Origin of the sequence: Carnobacterium maltaromaticum DSM 20342 (assembly GCF_000744945.1) — a bacterium.
GTDB lineage: Bacteria > Bacillota > Bacilli > Lactobacillales > Carnobacteriaceae > Carnobacterium > Carnobacterium maltaromaticum.
Genome location: NZ_JQMX01000001.1, coordinates 3,436,924 through 3,453,364, shown reverse-complemented (window position 1 = coordinate 3,453,364; position 16,441 = coordinate 3,436,924). Strand labels below are relative to the sequence as shown.

At 32.3% G+C, this 16,441-nt stretch carries 18 protein-coding genes; 3 read left to right on the top strand and 15 right to left on the bottom strand.

The window, feature by feature from the left end; genetic code table 11:
- Positions 1–5: 5 nt before the first annotated feature.
- From BR77_RS16180 to BR77_RS16115, 15 genes are all read right to left on the bottom strand, one after another.
- Positions 6–2,009, bottom strand: coding sequence for a CD3337/EF1877 family mobilome membrane protein (locus BR77_RS16180; RefSeq protein WP_035065780.1), 2,004 nt, complete (start codon positions 2,007–2,009; stop codon positions 6–8).
- Complete coding sequence (locus BR77_RS16175) at positions 1,996–4,467, bottom strand: ATP-binding protein (RefSeq protein WP_051926779.1); 2,472 nt, start codon at positions 4,465–4,467, stop codon at positions 1,996–1,998. The genes BR77_RS16180 and BR77_RS16175 overlap by 14 nt, the downstream gene beginning before the upstream one ends.
- Complete coding sequence (locus tag BR77_RS16170) at positions 4,451–4,837, bottom strand: TcpE family conjugal transfer membrane protein (RefSeq protein WP_035065776.1); 387 nt, start codon at positions 4,835–4,837, stop codon at positions 4,451–4,453. The genes BR77_RS16175 and BR77_RS16170 overlap by 17 nt, the downstream gene beginning before the upstream one ends.
- Positions 4,838–4,851: 14 nt before the next feature.
- Positions 4,852–5,070 (bottom strand): hypothetical protein, encoded by a 219-nt coding sequence (locus tag BR77_RS16165; protein ID WP_035065774.1) that lies wholly within the window; start codon positions 5,068–5,070, stop codon positions 4,852–4,854.
- Entirely contained in the window at positions 5,067–5,267 is a 201-nt protein-coding gene (locus tag BR77_RS16160) for a hypothetical protein (RefSeq protein WP_035065771.1), read from the bottom strand. Before BR77_RS16160 ends, BR77_RS16165 begins: the two co-directional genes overlap by 4 nt.
- A gap of 285 nt (positions 5,268–5,552) precedes the next feature.
- A complete protein-coding gene (locus BR77_RS16155; RefSeq protein WP_035065767.1) occupies positions 5,553–5,879 on the bottom strand; it encodes a hypothetical protein in 327 nt (108 codons plus the stop codon).
- Between the two features lie 10 nt (positions 5,880–5,889).
- Entirely contained in the window at positions 5,890–6,117 is a 228-nt protein-coding gene (locus BR77_RS16150) for a DUF3850 domain-containing protein (protein ID WP_035065764.1), read from the bottom strand.
- 31 nt (positions 6,118–6,148) lie between these two features.
- A complete protein-coding gene (locus tag BR77_RS19200) occupies positions 6,149–6,325 on the bottom strand; it encodes a hypothetical protein (RefSeq protein WP_155520237.1) in 177 nt (58 codons plus the stop codon).
- Between the two features lie 158 nt (positions 6,326–6,483).
- Positions 6,484–7,578, bottom strand: a complete 1,095-nt coding sequence (locus BR77_RS16145) for a replication initiation factor domain-containing protein (RefSeq protein WP_035065761.1) — start codon at positions 7,576–7,578, stop codon at positions 6,484–6,486.
- Positions 7,575–9,023 carry an FtsK/SpoIIIE domain-containing protein gene (locus BR77_RS16140; protein ID WP_035065758.1) on the bottom strand — a complete coding sequence of 483 codons (1,449 nt, stop codon included), beginning with the start codon at positions 9,021–9,023 and terminating at the stop codon, positions 7,575–7,577. The genes BR77_RS16145 and BR77_RS16140 overlap by 4 nt, the downstream gene beginning before the upstream one ends.
- Before the next feature lie 312 nt (positions 9,024–9,335).
- Positions 9,336–9,779: a hypothetical protein gene (locus tag BR77_RS16135; RefSeq protein WP_035065753.1), complete on the bottom strand. Its 444-nt coding sequence runs from the start codon at positions 9,777–9,779 to the stop codon at positions 9,336–9,338.
- A 15-nt stretch (positions 9,780–9,794) separates the two neighbouring features.
- Positions 9,795–11,699 carry a SpaA isopeptide-forming pilin-related protein gene (locus BR77_RS18425; RefSeq protein WP_051926777.1) on the bottom strand — a complete coding sequence of 635 codons (1,905 nt, stop codon included), beginning with the start codon at positions 11,697–11,699 and terminating at the stop codon, positions 9,795–9,797.
- Positions 11,700–11,798: 99 nt separating this feature from the next.
- Positions 11,799–12,002: a hypothetical protein gene (locus tag BR77_RS16125; RefSeq protein WP_035065749.1), complete on the bottom strand. Its 204-nt coding sequence runs from the start codon at positions 12,000–12,002 to the stop codon at positions 11,799–11,801.
- A gap of 81 nt (positions 12,003–12,083) precedes the next feature.
- Entirely contained in the window at positions 12,084–13,532 is a 1,449-nt protein-coding gene (locus tag BR77_RS18420; protein WP_051926775.1) for a toxin Cry1Ac domain D-VI-related protein, read from the bottom strand.
- A 471-nt stretch (positions 13,533–14,003) separates the two neighbouring features.
- Positions 14,004–14,189 carry a hypothetical protein gene (locus BR77_RS16115; protein ID WP_035065746.1) on the bottom strand — a complete coding sequence of 62 codons (186 nt, stop codon included), beginning with the start codon at positions 14,187–14,189 and terminating at the stop codon, positions 14,004–14,006.
- Positions 14,190–14,364: 175 nt separating this feature from the next.
- Between BR77_RS16115 and BR77_RS16110 the strand changes: the two genes are divergently transcribed.
- From BR77_RS16110 to BR77_RS16100, 3 genes are read left to right on the top strand one after another with little or no spacing between them, the layout of a single operon-like run.
- The gene (locus BR77_RS16110) at positions 14,365–14,736 is read left to right on the top strand and encodes a helix-turn-helix domain-containing protein (RefSeq protein WP_035065743.1); all 372 of its coding nucleotides are present in this window, start codon (positions 14,365–14,367) and stop codon (positions 14,734–14,736) included.
- A 26-nt stretch (positions 14,737–14,762) separates the two neighbouring features.
- Complete coding sequence (locus BR77_RS16105) at positions 14,763–15,257, top strand: ImmA/IrrE family metallo-endopeptidase (RefSeq protein WP_035065740.1); 495 nt, start codon at positions 14,763–14,765, stop codon at positions 15,255–15,257.
- Positions 15,257–16,384 carry a tyrosine-type recombinase/integrase gene (locus BR77_RS16100; protein ID WP_035065737.1) on the top strand — a complete coding sequence of 376 codons (1,128 nt, stop codon included), beginning with the start codon at positions 15,257–15,259 and terminating at the stop codon, positions 16,382–16,384. Before BR77_RS16105 ends, BR77_RS16100 begins: the two co-directional genes overlap by 1 nt.
- Positions 16,385–16,441 lie beyond the last annotated feature (57 nt).

The window sequence follows — 16,441 nt, the reverse complement described above, 5'->3', positions numbered from 1 at the left end:
TGGTTCTATCTCCCTCCTGTTTTCCCTCTATTTCTTGAGGTTATTCTTTTTTCTTTAGGTGAAATTTTCGCTAATCTATCACGTTTCAAGCCACTTGAAACTTGAGCGCTTTTTTGAATAACCCCACTCGGAGTAACCCTTTGAGTTGGGTGCATTCTTTGAGTCATAATTTCTTGTTTACGGTTTAATACACCCACACGCATTTCACGAGATTTTGCGCTTACTTGCTGACTTCTTTCTTTTCTAGCTTTTACTCGTTGTTTTCGAGCAGTTAATTTTTCCATATCTGCACCAGTACGAACACTATTAACGGTTTGTTTTGCCGTTGATTTCATGCGGTTTACTGCATATTTTCCATTTACAGGCGCATTTTTCACCCCATCTTTAACACTGTCAAATTTCTTACCTACATTGTCTTTAATGGAGGCTATTCTTCCTAATTTAGTCCCTACACGCTCCGCTTCATTTCTAGGTTTATAACTAGTCGGTTTACGTTTTAGGTCTTGTTCATTAGTCTTTTCAGCATTTCTCCTACCTACATTATTTTTCATAGGATTATTACTACCTTTACTAGGTGAGACAGAATCGCCATTAGTATTAGCAGTATTTCTATTTTCCCCTTTAGTTAAAGCTCCTAACATCCGATTATGACGGACTCGCCTAGTATTAGCACCAATCGTTCTCGTTACTTTTCTAGCTGTTTGCCCTAAGCCTTGGCTTACTTGTTTACTGTCATTGTTATTTAAGGACATATAGCCTAATAGTTCATTGGATTTATATTTAATTCCAATCCATACAACAATTTGAACAAATGCCATCAACATAAACCCTTTATTTACAGTCGTGTTATAAAGCAATTGAGAGATAGAGCACGCTACTGTTAAAATAAGCGTAATCCCCGACTTATTTAATAAGGCATTGAACATTTTCATGAATCCCATTTGTACAATTCTTTCTGTACCTGGAAACATGCCAAATGCTAACGCAACAGGTAAAAATGTGGCATATACAATAAACATAACATCTGCAAATAATTTCAAAGCGACTAATGATAAAACGACAAATGAGATCGTGAGATTAATAACCAAAATCATTAACGTCATTCCTAAACGGTTACCCGCATTTTGAAAGCCCATGTTTGTATTGCCTTCTTTAACCTCATTTTCTACCGCTTTAGCCCGACTATCATCATTAGAAAGTGGGTCAACACTTAAAATTTTCTCTAATCGCTCATTGTCTACCGTTGAATCACCATATTGTAGAATCGTATAAGGTTGAGTTACTTGAATTTTAAATAATGTATCTCTTAACCGAACTTCTGGAGCAAGCTCAGTTTCGTCTTCACCCGCTGATATTTTGTTTCCAATGTTTAAAATTTCCGTGTTAAATTCAGTTGAAAAACCATTAATCTTGGTCAAATAATTGTTTGAATAAGCTACAAATCCCATACTAAAAATAGTTACTAGCAGAAACGTTAAAGCTTTACTTAATGCTGTAGATAATTTTCTTTTGTAAACACCCATATACGCAATATAAGCACCTGTTATAACAATCCCAAAAGGCAACAGCATAGGGAATAGCCCTTCACTTTTTAGCCCGCCGCTATCAATTCCCGCAATGGTCTGAATATTTTTTGATAGTTGGCTGATAGTAGTAGAAACAAAATCTAATGTAAAAGCTTGTTCCACAATATACCCAACAAAATAACTCATTAGTGCGTTTAACATCCAAAACATATTAGCCAATAAATACAACATGTAATAGACTGCAGACATAATGCCGTCATCCCATTTCCATGGTAACCACTGCCAACTTGTATCAACATAAAAATCCAGTGAATAATTCATGATAGGGTGTTTTGTAAATTCTGCTACAACGTCATTAGCTTCTATAATCCAACCAGTTGCATATGCTCTAGTAACTGGAAATAAACCGATAATAAAGCACACTAGAAAAAGAGTGCCTAGAAAAATACTAAGCACTTTCAAGACTTTTTTAATTCGTTTCATTTTCCCCCTCCTCATGGACTTCTTCCATTTTAGGACGAGTATCAAAAGCATGGTCTAGCTCATCACTCATGGAATCAAATTGAACCACAGATACCCGACCGCTAACATCTTGGAATAAACATTGGCCATTATCAAGACTAGAAATAACCTCGGAATTATCTTCATTGAAATCTAAACCGAAAAAGTTTAATGTCTTTTCAATTTCGATACTATCCGTTGACCTAAAGGCAAACTTCATGCCGATATTATTTTTAATTTTTTCATCCGTTAAATCATCTGTATTTTGTGTAATGATATCGGAGGCGCTATTTTTGGCACGTCCTTCACGAATTGTTTTGCCTACAACAATTTTCCCTTGAGTAAATTGCATTTGTGCCCAAGCTTCTTCGAAACCAACAATTTTAAATATTGAGTTATCTTTTCGAATAAAACTTAATCCCAAATTAGAGAAAATTAACATCATTGCCACACTTAATAACTCACTTGGTGTATATTCATTAATACTAGTTTGTGAATCGGGTAGAGTTAATTCTTCAATTTGAAAGAAATTAAGCGGATTATCTAAATCAATACTTTGGTAATTTTTTCCATCACTAAAAATCAATTGAGCAAATGAACTTTTTGAAAAACTAAAAATATGATTTGCTAATTCAATCGTTACTGGTGTATTTGTTTTTCTTAATTCATCAATAACAGTTAGCAAGCCCCCATTCATTTCAGAGGCTAGAGAAACATGTTCCTCTAATGCGGGATAACGTTCACTATCTCGTATATTGACACCAGTTAAGAAAGTTAAAACATCCAGTGCTAATTTTTTAGCGCTCTTCTTGTCCTCAATAACTAGTAATGGGTCTAATATTCCTTTATTTTCATCCTCACTAGTAAAATTAATAACATTAATATATGGTGATAACCAAGGGATTCGTTCTTTCCAAATACCACGTTCTGCTTTAGGATCAAGTATGAATGCCTCAGCTCCAAAAAGGACACTTAAAAAGGTAATCAAATTAAATGAAAATGATTTACCGCCTCCCAATGAGCCTAAAAATGCCTTAGCTAAAGCATTAGTTGCCAAACCTTCTCTATTTTGAGCCGCCGCCCATGGTAAGATACGGACAATTTGCCCTGTTTGAACATCAAACCCTATCGGCATACCAATTTCTTCCCCAATAAAGCGACTTGCCCCAAAACCTAAACTTGCGATAAAATCAGATGTTGCATATTGAACATAATCATTTAAATAGCGAGTAGACGATGGAATAAATTCATGTAATAAGCCTAGTTGGTCACCGAATGGGCGTTGTAAAATTAATCCATAATCATAATAAAAATCTCTAACATTCACAACACGCCGTTCTAATTCTTCTTTAGTGCTAGCACTCACTCGAATAACAAAACTCAATTTATACATAGATTCTTTTGTATCATCCAGAATGGCTTCTAATTCATCAGCTTGTTCTAATGCCTCATTTAATTGGTTCGTTCCTTGGCTTCCCGAACTATGAGCGTTATTCTCTAAATCCTCTAAATCTTTCTTTTTATTCCGAACGGTAGACAAAGCTTTTCGATTGTTAATCGCCTCAATTTGTTCGCTCACATCAACAGGAAAATTAAAGACTTCTTGCTGTAAATAAAGAATTTCATTATCTGGAAATTGGCTTTCTCCAATGATTTCACTAAGGCATAACAATGAAACATATTGCTCATTTTCTTGTTGTGATAATTTAATGTATCTTGGTTTTTCATCAATACCCGCATCCGTAATTTTTAATACATCATACGCTTTATAAACAATTGACTTGTCTTTTATTTCCGTATCAAGAGTGTAGTCGTATTCTTCATATGGAACGCCTTCAAGACCAAAATTATGCTCAATAATGTAACCAAAATCTTTTCTTGTCAGTCGCCTAAAAGAAAATTTATTGGCTATTCTAATTTTAAGCATATTCTCAATTTGTTTAAAACGTTCAACTTCTTCTACATCAAAAACCTTATAGTCACCAGTCAGCTTTTCATTTGCCCCTCTAAAGAACTCTTTAAAGCTCTTTTTAAGTTCATCAATATAATTTTCTGTCGACATGGCTTCTTTGTTTACACTTAATTTAAAGCCACAAAAAAAGCGTACCTTAGACTCATTTTCTCCGACTGTATTTACTAATACTTCGGTAATTTCATCCATGTGCGCTTCGGCATATTCTTTTAATTCATATTTAGACCGTATTTCCTTTTTAGATTTTTCTTGAGTAGCACGTACGCTTTCCTCAGAAGTTATATAAAGAAAATGAATGTTGCCTTCATGATTTTGGGCAACCAATCGTTTTAAATCTCTAAAAATAGATTTCTTTTTATCCAAGCTCAAGAAATTGTAATTATAAGCTTCAAACTCATAATAAGCGTAACATTCTTTCTTTTTGTTAAATACTAAATTATCCTCAATATATTCAATCGGAAACATGATCTAACCTCCTTACTACAGTAATCGTTTTGTTAAATGTGTACTTTTGAACCTTCACTTTTTTTCCCTTTGTTGTTAGCCTCCCACGATTAAAGTAAGTTATGACTGACTTTAAAAATGAGATTGGGCTTTTCCCATCAAATTTAAGTTTCGACAAACCAAGAGCTATCAAAACTGATAGCCCTATTTTATTAAATACTGAATTTGAAACCAATGAAATAATTGGTAACTTTCCAAAAATTAAAAAAAACATGAATGACGTGATAAAATACTTGATTTGAGAAGTGGAAACAACAAAGGGCAAGTTAATATCATTAATTCTATAAACCAATTTTTCAACATTCCATACCTTGGTAAATACTTTGATATTCATTTTTTATCCCCTTTCTATGCCATCCATTTTTTAAATAGTTCTGCCATTTTATTGGCTAACTCCTCATATCCATAAACAAACCCAACAGCAACTAGTAAAGCGGCTACCGCTCCACCTAATTCTAACCATTTACGCTTAAACCCGAAATAAACACCCGCAATAACGATTGCGCCAAAAATGGCAAATTTCGCATTTCCAACTAAATCATTAAACATGTTTTGAATAAAATTCATTCCTTCTCACCTCCTTCCAAAGCTTTTTCGAGTTCATCAATCCGAGTTAAGAAACCTTCAAAAACAAGTTCTAACTCATTTTCAAGAAACTTTTCTAACTTCTTTCTTGTTCGCCAATTGGCAAACGTTTGACTGATAAAATTCAATACACCAACAAATATAAATAAACTTAAAAATCCTACAAATAAATCGAACATTTCTTATTACCTCCCATTTTCCTATTTAGCAAATAGTTCAACTAATACAAATAGATTATCTAAAATAACAAATCCCGCTAACCCAATAATAAAAAAAAGAAACATACTTAATAAATAAATTTGCCCTTGTAACCTTGCTATTTTTTCTTTAATTTTATATTCCTTTGTTTCACTTAATTCTAAGAATCTAAATACTGATACAATGCTAATAGCAACACATATTATGGTGAACCAACCTAAAGAACCAGTTAGTATAATAGTTTTGAAATTCAGAATCGCTTACACTCACCTCTTTAATTGTTTTAAATAATTTTCAATATCAAGCAACAGCTTTGAAGGCTGTAAATTTTTTCCATATACTTTAATATTGCTCCCTTCCTTTTTCCCATCATTGGGCTTTGTAAAATAGCTCACCTTATAAAAATCAAAAACATAGGTAGAATATCCTTTTTCTTTCTTCCCTTCAATAAATAAACAGGTAACAGGTGATAATGCCATTTCATAAACCAAAGGAGTTGGCTTATATGAAACACAGCCATTAGCCAAAATAGTGCTCGTTGTCACAATTTTTTGAAAGCCCAACTTTTCCAAACGTTCATCTAATTTACTCATTGTCTCCCTCCTAAAGTATTCCCAATACTAAAATATTTTCTTGTTGCAAATAATCACAGATATAAGTAATTTTTACTAAGATTTTTTGACCAGTAAAGTTGTTATTTTCATCAATTTCTTTCAGTAACAAACAGTCATTCACTTGGTAATTTCTATCATTAACTCGAATTTCAAAAGTTTTAATTTTGTTCCTAACTGCCCAAAAATAGCAACTTTCTGTTTTAAGCGCATGGATCATAATCACTCCTTCCCCTCTTTGAATTTAAGGATTAAGACTCATTTTCCTTTTCACTCAACAACTTGTTTAAATGGTAATTTTCAACGATATCGGTATTCATATCACGCCCATTCCCAATAAAGCTCCCTGTAGCAACATCAAAATAATACGCTTCAACTCTTACTTTCCCTTGGTCAACTAAATTAACTAATGACGTTTCTTTTTCCACTTATAACCCCTCCATTTTTTTAAATTTGTGCACCTTCAAGATTCTTTACTATTTATTTCATGAAACCGCAACGCTAAGGCGTTGACTCTCGTAAAACGCTCTAAGGAGCTACTCACATATGACACAAAATGTGTCGAAATAATAATTAATTAAAGGATTTAAAGCATAATTCCACTTTGTTCATACATATCAATTTGTTGCAAACAATCTTCTAACAATTGCATATGGTGTTTGTTCAGTTCAGCATTTTCAATAATATTTTCTAGTTCTGCAGTTCCTCGACGATTATCAACTTCCCTTAATATTTTCAGCGTAGGAGCTACATATTTTTTAATCCAGTGGAGTTTATCAAAGTAATTTTTTGATTCTGGTTGCATACACAAATTCAATTTTTTAACATCTGCCATAAACCAAGCCCAAGGCTTCCATAAAGGATATTTTTTGACGTCCTTTATTTTTGTATCAATGGGCTTTTTAACAAAACGAATGCTTTCATTTAATACTTCCATTGCAATAGAAAACACCTCGCGGCGTTTTATTAATTCTGCAACTAATGAGTTTGCTCGCTTTTGACGAAACTTCAACTCATAACGATTCCACTTTTCTTCCATTTCATCTTCTGATAATCCAAATTTTTCAGCTTGTTCATAATTTTTTTCATACAAGGTCATGAAGAACTCACTTGATCGTGAACCAAAATTAATGGTTTGACCTTTCTTTTCACCGCCCTTAATCCTAAAAGAACCATACTTAACAAATTGTTTTAGGCGACTTACCACAAGTCCTTTTTCAGCTAACTTAATCAGTTTTGGAATTGTAAAATACGTTTTTTTATCATCTATTGCCAAATCAATGCGTGTAAAATTAACCTCATGAGACACACATCTTTCAAAAAATTCAAACCATGTCTCACTTCGTGCCTCAAGGAATTTTTCAAAATTTCGGCAACCACTTCCCGACATTAATATTTGATAATGTTTTACATAGTCACCTTCTTCATTTTTTGCATCGGGACTTTCTAACACTCTAATATCATCAAAGCACATTAGCGATTTGTAGCCGTTAACTCCACCTCTTAAATCATTTCTCATTAGGTTGTATGGAATACAAAGTATGTCATCCGCAATGCTATCTGGACTAATTTCTTTAACAGTTAATTGACACCAGTCAATCAATGCTGTTAGCAAAGGTTCATTTTTTTCATTTTCTCGTATTACCCCCCTTTTAGTAGGGGGGGTTGTCGCTTCGCTCATTCTGTATCTTCCTCCGTCTCGTAAATGATTTCTCTTATTTTTTGCTCTGGCAAAGAGTGCTCGCTTGTTGCACTATCGCTTTCTTTTTCGCGGGGCGAAAAAGCGCGAGGCACAACATCGAGCAATTGAGCAAATTCTGTTAAAATATTATAGGAGTCTGGTACAAATGGTGAATAAAACTCTTTTACTATCGGGTAGCCATTTTGAAAAATATAGCCTCGCCCAACGCCTTTTTTACTGCGTAAATTTTGTTCAGTATTATCAAAAATCATCCGATATGCTGTACTAGATAGCTGACCTAAAGCAATTTTAAGACCTAAGTTATCTCTGATAGCACCCGGAATAGCTGAAACATCGGGACGTTGAGTTGTCAGTATTAGCTGTACTCCCGCCTCTCGACCTTTCATAACGATCTGATACATTTCAGCAAAATATTTATCCCTGTCCGCTTTCTTTGGAATTGATTCAATGACTGCCATTACTTCATCAAATAAGACAATAATCGGTTGCATATCATACGTTGAAAAATCGTTCCCCGGAACATAATCGGGTCTAGCTTTCATAATTACATATCGATTATTCATTTCAGCAACTACCGTTTTAAGCATTTCTAAAATATCATCGTTTTTAGTTGAAACATTTTCAAGAACACGCCCTAAATCACTTAAAGCACTATTCTTGCCATCTGCAATATAAAGTTTTGCACCAGATTCTATCAGTCCTTTTAATAAGGCTGTAAGAAAACGGGTTTTACCGCCACCAGTACCCCCAATAATCAAACCATGAGCTACTTTAGAAATATCCCAAGTAATATGCTTCATTAAAGAAAGAACATATTTATTTTTCACAACAACCTCTTTTATCCCAATGCGATTAACAACTGGGTCAGTAATCATTTCATACTTATAAAACCCATTTCGTTCAGTCGTATCACTCAAAGCTAAAGCAAACATTTGCTCAAAAGTATCTGACATTTCCCGATAAAATTGATTAAATTTACTTCCATCGAGCATGATAGTTATTTCAAACATACCCTTCCGCTTCCAAAAATACATTTTAGGAAAATAAACAATGTCTCTAGACATACTTTTTTGATTGGAAACCATCATATTAGGGTCTTCAATCTTATTGACTAAATAAAACTCATTACTATAAATCATTCTACAAAGCTTCTGCATATGATAAAGGTATGCCCAAAATTTATAAAAAAGGGCTAGCATGACTAGTAAAGATACTAAGCCAATTACAAGACCAATAACCAAAATAGTTATTAATGGTTTTATTTCAAATTCAAAATTCCCAATAAAACTCCACTCTTTAAATAACATCCACATCCAATAACCTAGCATCGGAACAAAAAAAATAAAGCTAAAAATATTAGCTAATAAATGCCGATAATTCTTTCTAATTCTGAAACCTTTCCATTTCCAATCAATAAATTGCAAAGAATCCCTCCTATTTCAATAACTTGTTACATGTCAATGGACAGGTAGTATTTTTTTCAAAACGCTTTGCTGAAAATAATCTCCACCTTTCCCCATTGACATATAACATTTTGCTCCTTGTAGTCTTATCGCCGAGCGATTAAACCAGTTAATTACTTTTTCTAGCGCTCGGTCTTTACATTGTAAGGAGCAAAACCGTTGTACACATTCAAAACTTCATCAACTTACTTTTATACAAAATACTAGAGGGGCATGCCTCCCCTCACACTCCCCAGTCGCCTCATGATTACCCAGTTAGTTACAAAGATTTTATTACTTTTTATCATTAACTTTTTGACTGTTTGCTTCAACTGGCTTAGCACCTAAAATTTCACCTGTAGTTTCATCATATAGGCGGTCTTGAGGATTCAAAGCTTCTACACCATCACAACTAAAGCGGTCAATTAATACGCCACGAGGATTATTACCAGTTGCTACAGAAGCATATGGATCGTACACTAGATTAATAAATTTAATTGGTTTCATTGGTTTTACATTAGGTCTTTTATCCACATTATCAATTTTGACTTGAATACTTGCCCCTTCTTGCGTAGCATTTCGATAAAGCGGCGCTCCAATATCACATGTTACACTTCCAACGTCCGCAACCTTTTGTTGATTTTCATATAGAGCCGATGTTTTACTCCCAATAAATAAAATTTCGCCTTCAGCTCCTAGTGCTTTTTCAATAATTTCTTTCGTCATTAATACTTTCATGTTTAAATTCCACCTTTAATTTTTATTTTTTTGTGCTATTTTCTTTTTACTCAAATAGATTGATACTCCCGCAATCATGACAAATAGACCACAAATTAAAGCAAGTTGGTTTGCTTTTTCGCCAGTTTGTGGGAACGTTGATTTTTCAGTTTTAACCGTTTCTTTAATGATTGTTTTTTCAATAATTTTATCTTTTGTATTTTTCACAGTGTACTCAAACGCTTGTCCGTTTTCTTCAATCGTAATATTTTCTTGTAAAAACGTTCCAGTATACCCAAAAGGATTTTTTGTTTCTTCTACTGAATAAATATTGTTTGCTTCAATATCAAATTCAACTAATCCAGATTCATTCGTAGTTTTCACTTCCGTAATACCTTCACTATCTGTTTTAGTAAATTCTGCATCTTTTAAAGCTTTACCATTTTCATCCACTTTGTGAATAATGATTTTACCTGTTTTAAGTGTGTTTGCAACCGTATATTCAAATACTTGGTTATCATCTTCAACGGTAATATTTTCTTGTAAAAACGCTCCGATATAACCTAGCGGATTTTTTGTTTCTTCAACTGAGTAAACATTGTTTGCTTCAATATCAAATTCAACTAGTCCACTTTCATCTGTAGTTTTCACTTCTGTAATACCTTCATTATCTGTTTTAGTAAATTCTGCATTAGCTAAAGGTTTTCCATTTTCATCTACTTTGTGAACTGCAATTTTACCTGTTTTCAATTTATTATAAATCGTACCTAAATCAATAACTTCTTGATTATGATTAATAGTGAACGGAATTTTTTCACCGTTTAAAACATAACTGCTTAACGTTCCAGTTTCGACTAGATAATGAACGCCATAGGCTAGTCCAGAAGCTTCACCTTCTCCATTTTCTGTAACAATTTCTTTTTCAACTGTAACCCCATCAGAAGCTAAAATTTTAAATTGCACATTATCAAGTAACTTTTCATCCGTTCCTTTTTTAATAAACTTAACAGAACCTTTCACCGCCTCAATTTCGCCCGAAATAGCCTCCTGTTTGTCTTCTGAGAACTCTTTCAACTCATAAGAAGCAACATCTTGAAAGCCCGCATGCCCGCCATATCTTACAGCTACATTGTAAGCATTAGTAAAACTTCCTTTCGCTGTTACACTCGGAGTTAATGCTTGCCCTTCTAATTCTGCCTCTGGTATCACCATTTTAAATTTTGTACCATCAGAAAAAGAAACAACTTCATTGCCATTTTCGTCAATTAATTTAGTGTTCGGTGTTGCATTTTCTACAATCTTAGATGTTGAGACTACATTTCCTTTTAGATTAGTAACAACGTAATCACTTACGTATTCTTCACCAACGAGTTCAAATGATAAACTAGCTTTATCAAATGATAGTTTATTTTCAAATACTGGAATACTTGGAGCGGGAGCATTTAACGCTTCTGCTTTTAATGCTTTTATTCTTGGTAAAATACCATAATCATCTACAAAGTTGCGATCCAGAGAAAAAGATTCGGGTGATTTAATATTGTGAATTGCCGCTTGTACAATATATTCATCAATTGCTTTATCTCCTGTCAAATTAGAATTGCCATTTGTATAAGCATCCATTAAATAGGTTGTAGCATTATCCAATTGCTCATAACTCTCATATTCTAAGCCGTTTGGACTTGGTAAATCAAAGTTAATACAAAACTTAATAGCCCCATTTTCATCCCTTAAACGGTCAACCATTCGTACAGGTGTGAAGCCATCAATATCACTTTTAAGATATGTGACATCTTTTTCTAAAATACTAACTGTATGTTTTACTGGAGCAAGTTTTTCAATCCCCTCAGCAAAGACTGCAGTAGTTGGAAGCAAGCTCCCGCAAACCATACCTAGAGTTAAAACTGAGTTAATTACTTTATTTTTTAATTTGGTTTGTTTCATTTCTTCATCTCTCTTTCTATTTTTTTTGACAGCTGTTACTAAAAAATTGCTAACTACTTACACCAAGTGAATCACCTCCCTTCAATTAAGTATCTAAAGTTAATTATTTTTTCCCCAATCATCTATCCAAGCACCCATTTTTTTGTGACTATCATAATAATATTCAAGTGCTATCCGTAACCTTAAGGAATCAGAAACTTCGGTATATTCAAGTTCATTTTTTTTTGAAGAAATTTTGTTCCAACGGTTTAAATCATCAAGCATATCCTCTTCTCTAGCACTTAATTCAACAGGTATTTTCATGTTATTCCTCCTATTTTTGGCAACAAAAAAAGACTTAACGAATGATAGCTCGTTAAGTCTTGAATAGTTTAGTATATTTAATTAGTAGCTTGCTAGTTCAGCCTCAGAATTAACATTAATAATTCTAGCGCCGCCATGGATACGAGTAATTAATTGTTGCATAATTCCCAAAGGAACAGCTATACATCCCGCAGTTGGAGCACCGTTACTTACATGTAAAAAGAATGCAGAACCGCCACCAACACCGCCATTATAATCCAATGCTATAGCATATTGATATTGTTGAGAGTAACTAGCTAAATGTTCATCGGAACTATCCGAGCTAGGACGTTCTTGCCACGTATTATATTGTGGGTCATTTACATTTGAAATCCAATAGCTATTAGGAGTAATTTGACGGTATGGTAATGAAGCTCCTGGGTTTCCACCTGTGCCAAATGCTAAACTTAAACCATATGAACCTTTAGGTGTAGCACTTCTATACTCGCTAGCTTGCCCTACTCCTTCACTCCCTACCATTCCGCCAGTAGATAGTACAGTATTCCATTGACTACCATTTTTTTCAAATAAATATACTTGAGCACTTGCACCAGAGGCAACAACTGCAACAATTTGATCTGCATAACTTGCCGTTGGACTTTGAGCAATTAGCCCTTCAATGCCACCTTGAGCAACTGGAGCATTCCCACCTTGAGTTTCACCGCCAGTATTACCAGTAGAACCAGTTGTATTAGTAGTAGTATTTTCAGAAGTTCCCGAATTAGCTTTCGTTTCACTTACAGCAGTAGTTTCTTCTGATTTAGATTCTCCCTCTTTTTCTTCACTTGTTTTCGCATCTTCTTTAGCCCAATAAATGGTAAATGCCTTCTCATAATTAACTGTAATTTCTGATTTAGCTTTTTCATTTTTTATTACTTTGATTAGATTTTCAACATTCTCGATATCTTCTTGAGTTACATTTTCAGCCAGTTGTTCTTTAGATTCATCTAAAAATAATAAATTTGTTTTATCATTAGCCGATTTTATCTCGTTAAATTGCTTACTAATTTCTTCAAGCGTTGGTTTCTTTTTCTCAGTAATTTTTTTATTATAGCTTAATGATTCATCATATTTTTTACCTAAAGTATTTACATTATCAGCCGTGACATCATCTTTTAATATATCATTAGGTAAAAATGATTGAATAGTACCTTTTGTCTCCAACATAAATTCTAGTTGTTTAAGTTCGGTATTCAATTTTTCTTTTACTTTTTTATCATCAATTTTTTTAACTTCAATTTTTACATCATTAATTTTTTGATTCGTTAAATCTTTTGCAAAATCCTCTTTTTTATCATTTGAATAAAGGGCTATCACAGATTTTTCAACGTCTTTAATTGTGCTTTCTCTTAAAGCAATTTCAGCTTGTGCAGATTCTTTTTCTTGTTGCTTATTAGTAGCATTAGCATAAACTAAGCCACCCCCTAGTAGCAATGCAACTGCACAAATACTACCAACCAACCATTTTTTATTCAACTTATCAAATTTCATTTTTACACCTCTTATAATTTTATTATTATTTCTTAATTATAACATAGTTGAAAATATCTTGTATTATTTTAATTCAATACATGAATACGTAGGGACAATAAATTTGTATTATTTTAATTCGTAATACTTGAATCCGAATGAACAATGTTTATTAATATTAGCTTTATAAGCTATATATGTAACGGTGGAATGAGCTTACCACCATTAGGGTTTCTCTCCCTAGCAGTTTTTCAACAGTGCCTAGCTGTTACCTATTGAGTAAAACTATAACTTCCTGTATAATAAAAGTGTCGAGTTTTTATTATGGTCGTTACATTGTTCTCAATGTATCGGCTATTTTATTTTCAAAGAACATATACAAATTATAAAGAATCTCGTATTGTAATTTGTTCTAATAATAAGATTCTATAAACTTGTTTTAACAAAACATCTTATTCATAAGGTGCTTTATTAAAGCAAGTTTTCCTTGCTTTAAAGACTTACTGGTTCTTCAATTCCGTATTTTTCAAAAAAGAATTTTTTATTCACTAACCCTCTTTCAACTCTTTTCCCTTGTTTTACAAGTTCAGCATTCAATGCTTTGATTCTAATTCTTGCTGTGTTCTCGCTTCTACCAAGTATTTCAGCTACTTCTTTAGCATTTAAAAATTGATTCATAAATATCCTCCTTAAAAACTATTTTTAATCGTTTTAACTATTGATTAACAACTTATAATCATATGATAAACGATTTAAAATTGTTTGTCAACACTTTAAACGATTATTTTAAATATATAACCATTTAAAAGCATTTTTAATGATATTATAACTTTGTAGAAAGGAGTTTTTTCTAATGAATTTTGCTACACGCTTAAAACAATTAAGAGAAAATAAAGATTTAAAACAAAAAGAGTTAGCAGATTTACTACATTTACAACAAAGTACAATTTCTGCATACGAACGTAACAAAATACAACCAACTCCTGAAACTATTAATATATTAGCTGATTTTTTTGGTGTGACTTCTGATTACTTATTAGGTAGACAGGATACTTCAAAGACAAAACTTGAACAAACAGTTAACTCTACTATAGAAGAATTGAAACAAGAAAATACATTATTATTCTTGAAAGACGATAATTTCGATGAAGAAACTGCTAGACTAATAAAGATCGCTATGAAAAACGCAATGAGAACTGTAGACGATATGAAGAAAAAGGACTGATATTTATTGACTGTATTCATTTAAAAATGAAAGATAAAGCAAATGAAATCATCAAGTTCTATAATTCAAATAACGTTACTAGAATTATAGATTACTTAGGGATTATCCTTTTAAAATCCAACTTAGGAAATGTAAAAGGTTTTTTACAATTTTACAATAACAGATACATCATCCACGTTAATCACAATATTGAGAATGAATCTGAAATTGACATGGTTATAGCACACGAACTAGCACATTATTTTTTACACAAGAATATGAACTGCTTTGAATTTAACAGCAATAGTTTATATTTTGAGGATAAGATAGAAAAAGAAGCAAATTTATTTGCTTCTGAGTTACTATTAACTGATAATATGTTATTAGAAGAATTTATTTACTTAGAGAGTTTCACAATAAAAGATATTTCTAACTATTTTAATTTATGTTATGAATTGGTGGAATTAAAATTTGAAACTCTAAAATTGGATGATTCTTTTTTTAAAGAATACAAAAAACATACGTTCGAAGGAGAGTTTTAATGGTAATTAGAAAAGATAAAAATGGTAAATATATGGTTGATGTCTCTAACGGCTTCGATCCTATTACAAATAAACAAAAAAGATTTCAAAAGAAAAATATAAGCACTAAAGAGGAAGCAATTCAAATTGAAATGAATGCTCGACTTTTCAAATTAAATGATATTTCTAAAAGTGATAATTTAACTATAGATAATTTATTTAACCTAATGTTAAAAGAAAACATTAAAGAGGATGCAAAGCAATCATACGTATCTACCCAACAGTATAATTTTAAAGCCCATATTCAACCATATTTTGAACATTCATCTATAAAGAAAGTTCAACGTGATGATATTATTAAATTTAGGGACTATCTTCAATCAAATGAAAAAAAACTTTCAAACAATACAGTAAATAAAATCATGATACTCCTCAAAAAAATATTTGACTCAGCAATTAAGGTTGATCTTATAACTGATAATCCTTGTTTGCATTTAAAAAAATTAAAAGTCGATAAAAAGAAAATGCAATTTTGGACTATTACCGAGTATAAAGATTTTATCAATAGTATTGAGGATAAAGACAAACACTATAAATATTTATTCACTACTCTATTTTTTACTGGGATGAGAATCGGTGAAGCATTGGCTCTTACTTGGAATGACATTAATTTTGCTACTGGAGAAATTAATGTTACTAAAACAACTAGTATAATTAGAGGTGAAACAATAATTAGTGAACCAAAAACAAAAGCATCAATTCGACGTATTACTATCAATAGAAAACTTGTAGATGAATTATTTTTCTGGAAAGAAAAACAACAACATATTTTAGAATCTTATCTAATGACAGTTGATAACAATACTCAAGTTTATCAATTTCAACCAAAGGCTACCAATAAAGATATGGTGCATAAAAAATTTAAATACTATTTAAAAAAGAGTCCTCATATCAAAGTAATTCGCATACACGATTTGAGACACTCTCATGTGGCTTTATTAATCAATCTAAGCAATGGTAGAGAAGAATACGATACTATTAAGGAACGCTTAGGACACTCAAGTATAACGACTACAATAGACACTTATTCCCATTTGTACCCTAATAAACAAAAAAGTGTCAGCGATCCACTAGATGATTTTTTCTAGATTAGTGATTTTTTAGTGACTAATTTTAAAAAAAATGCAAAAAAAAGCACCAACGAA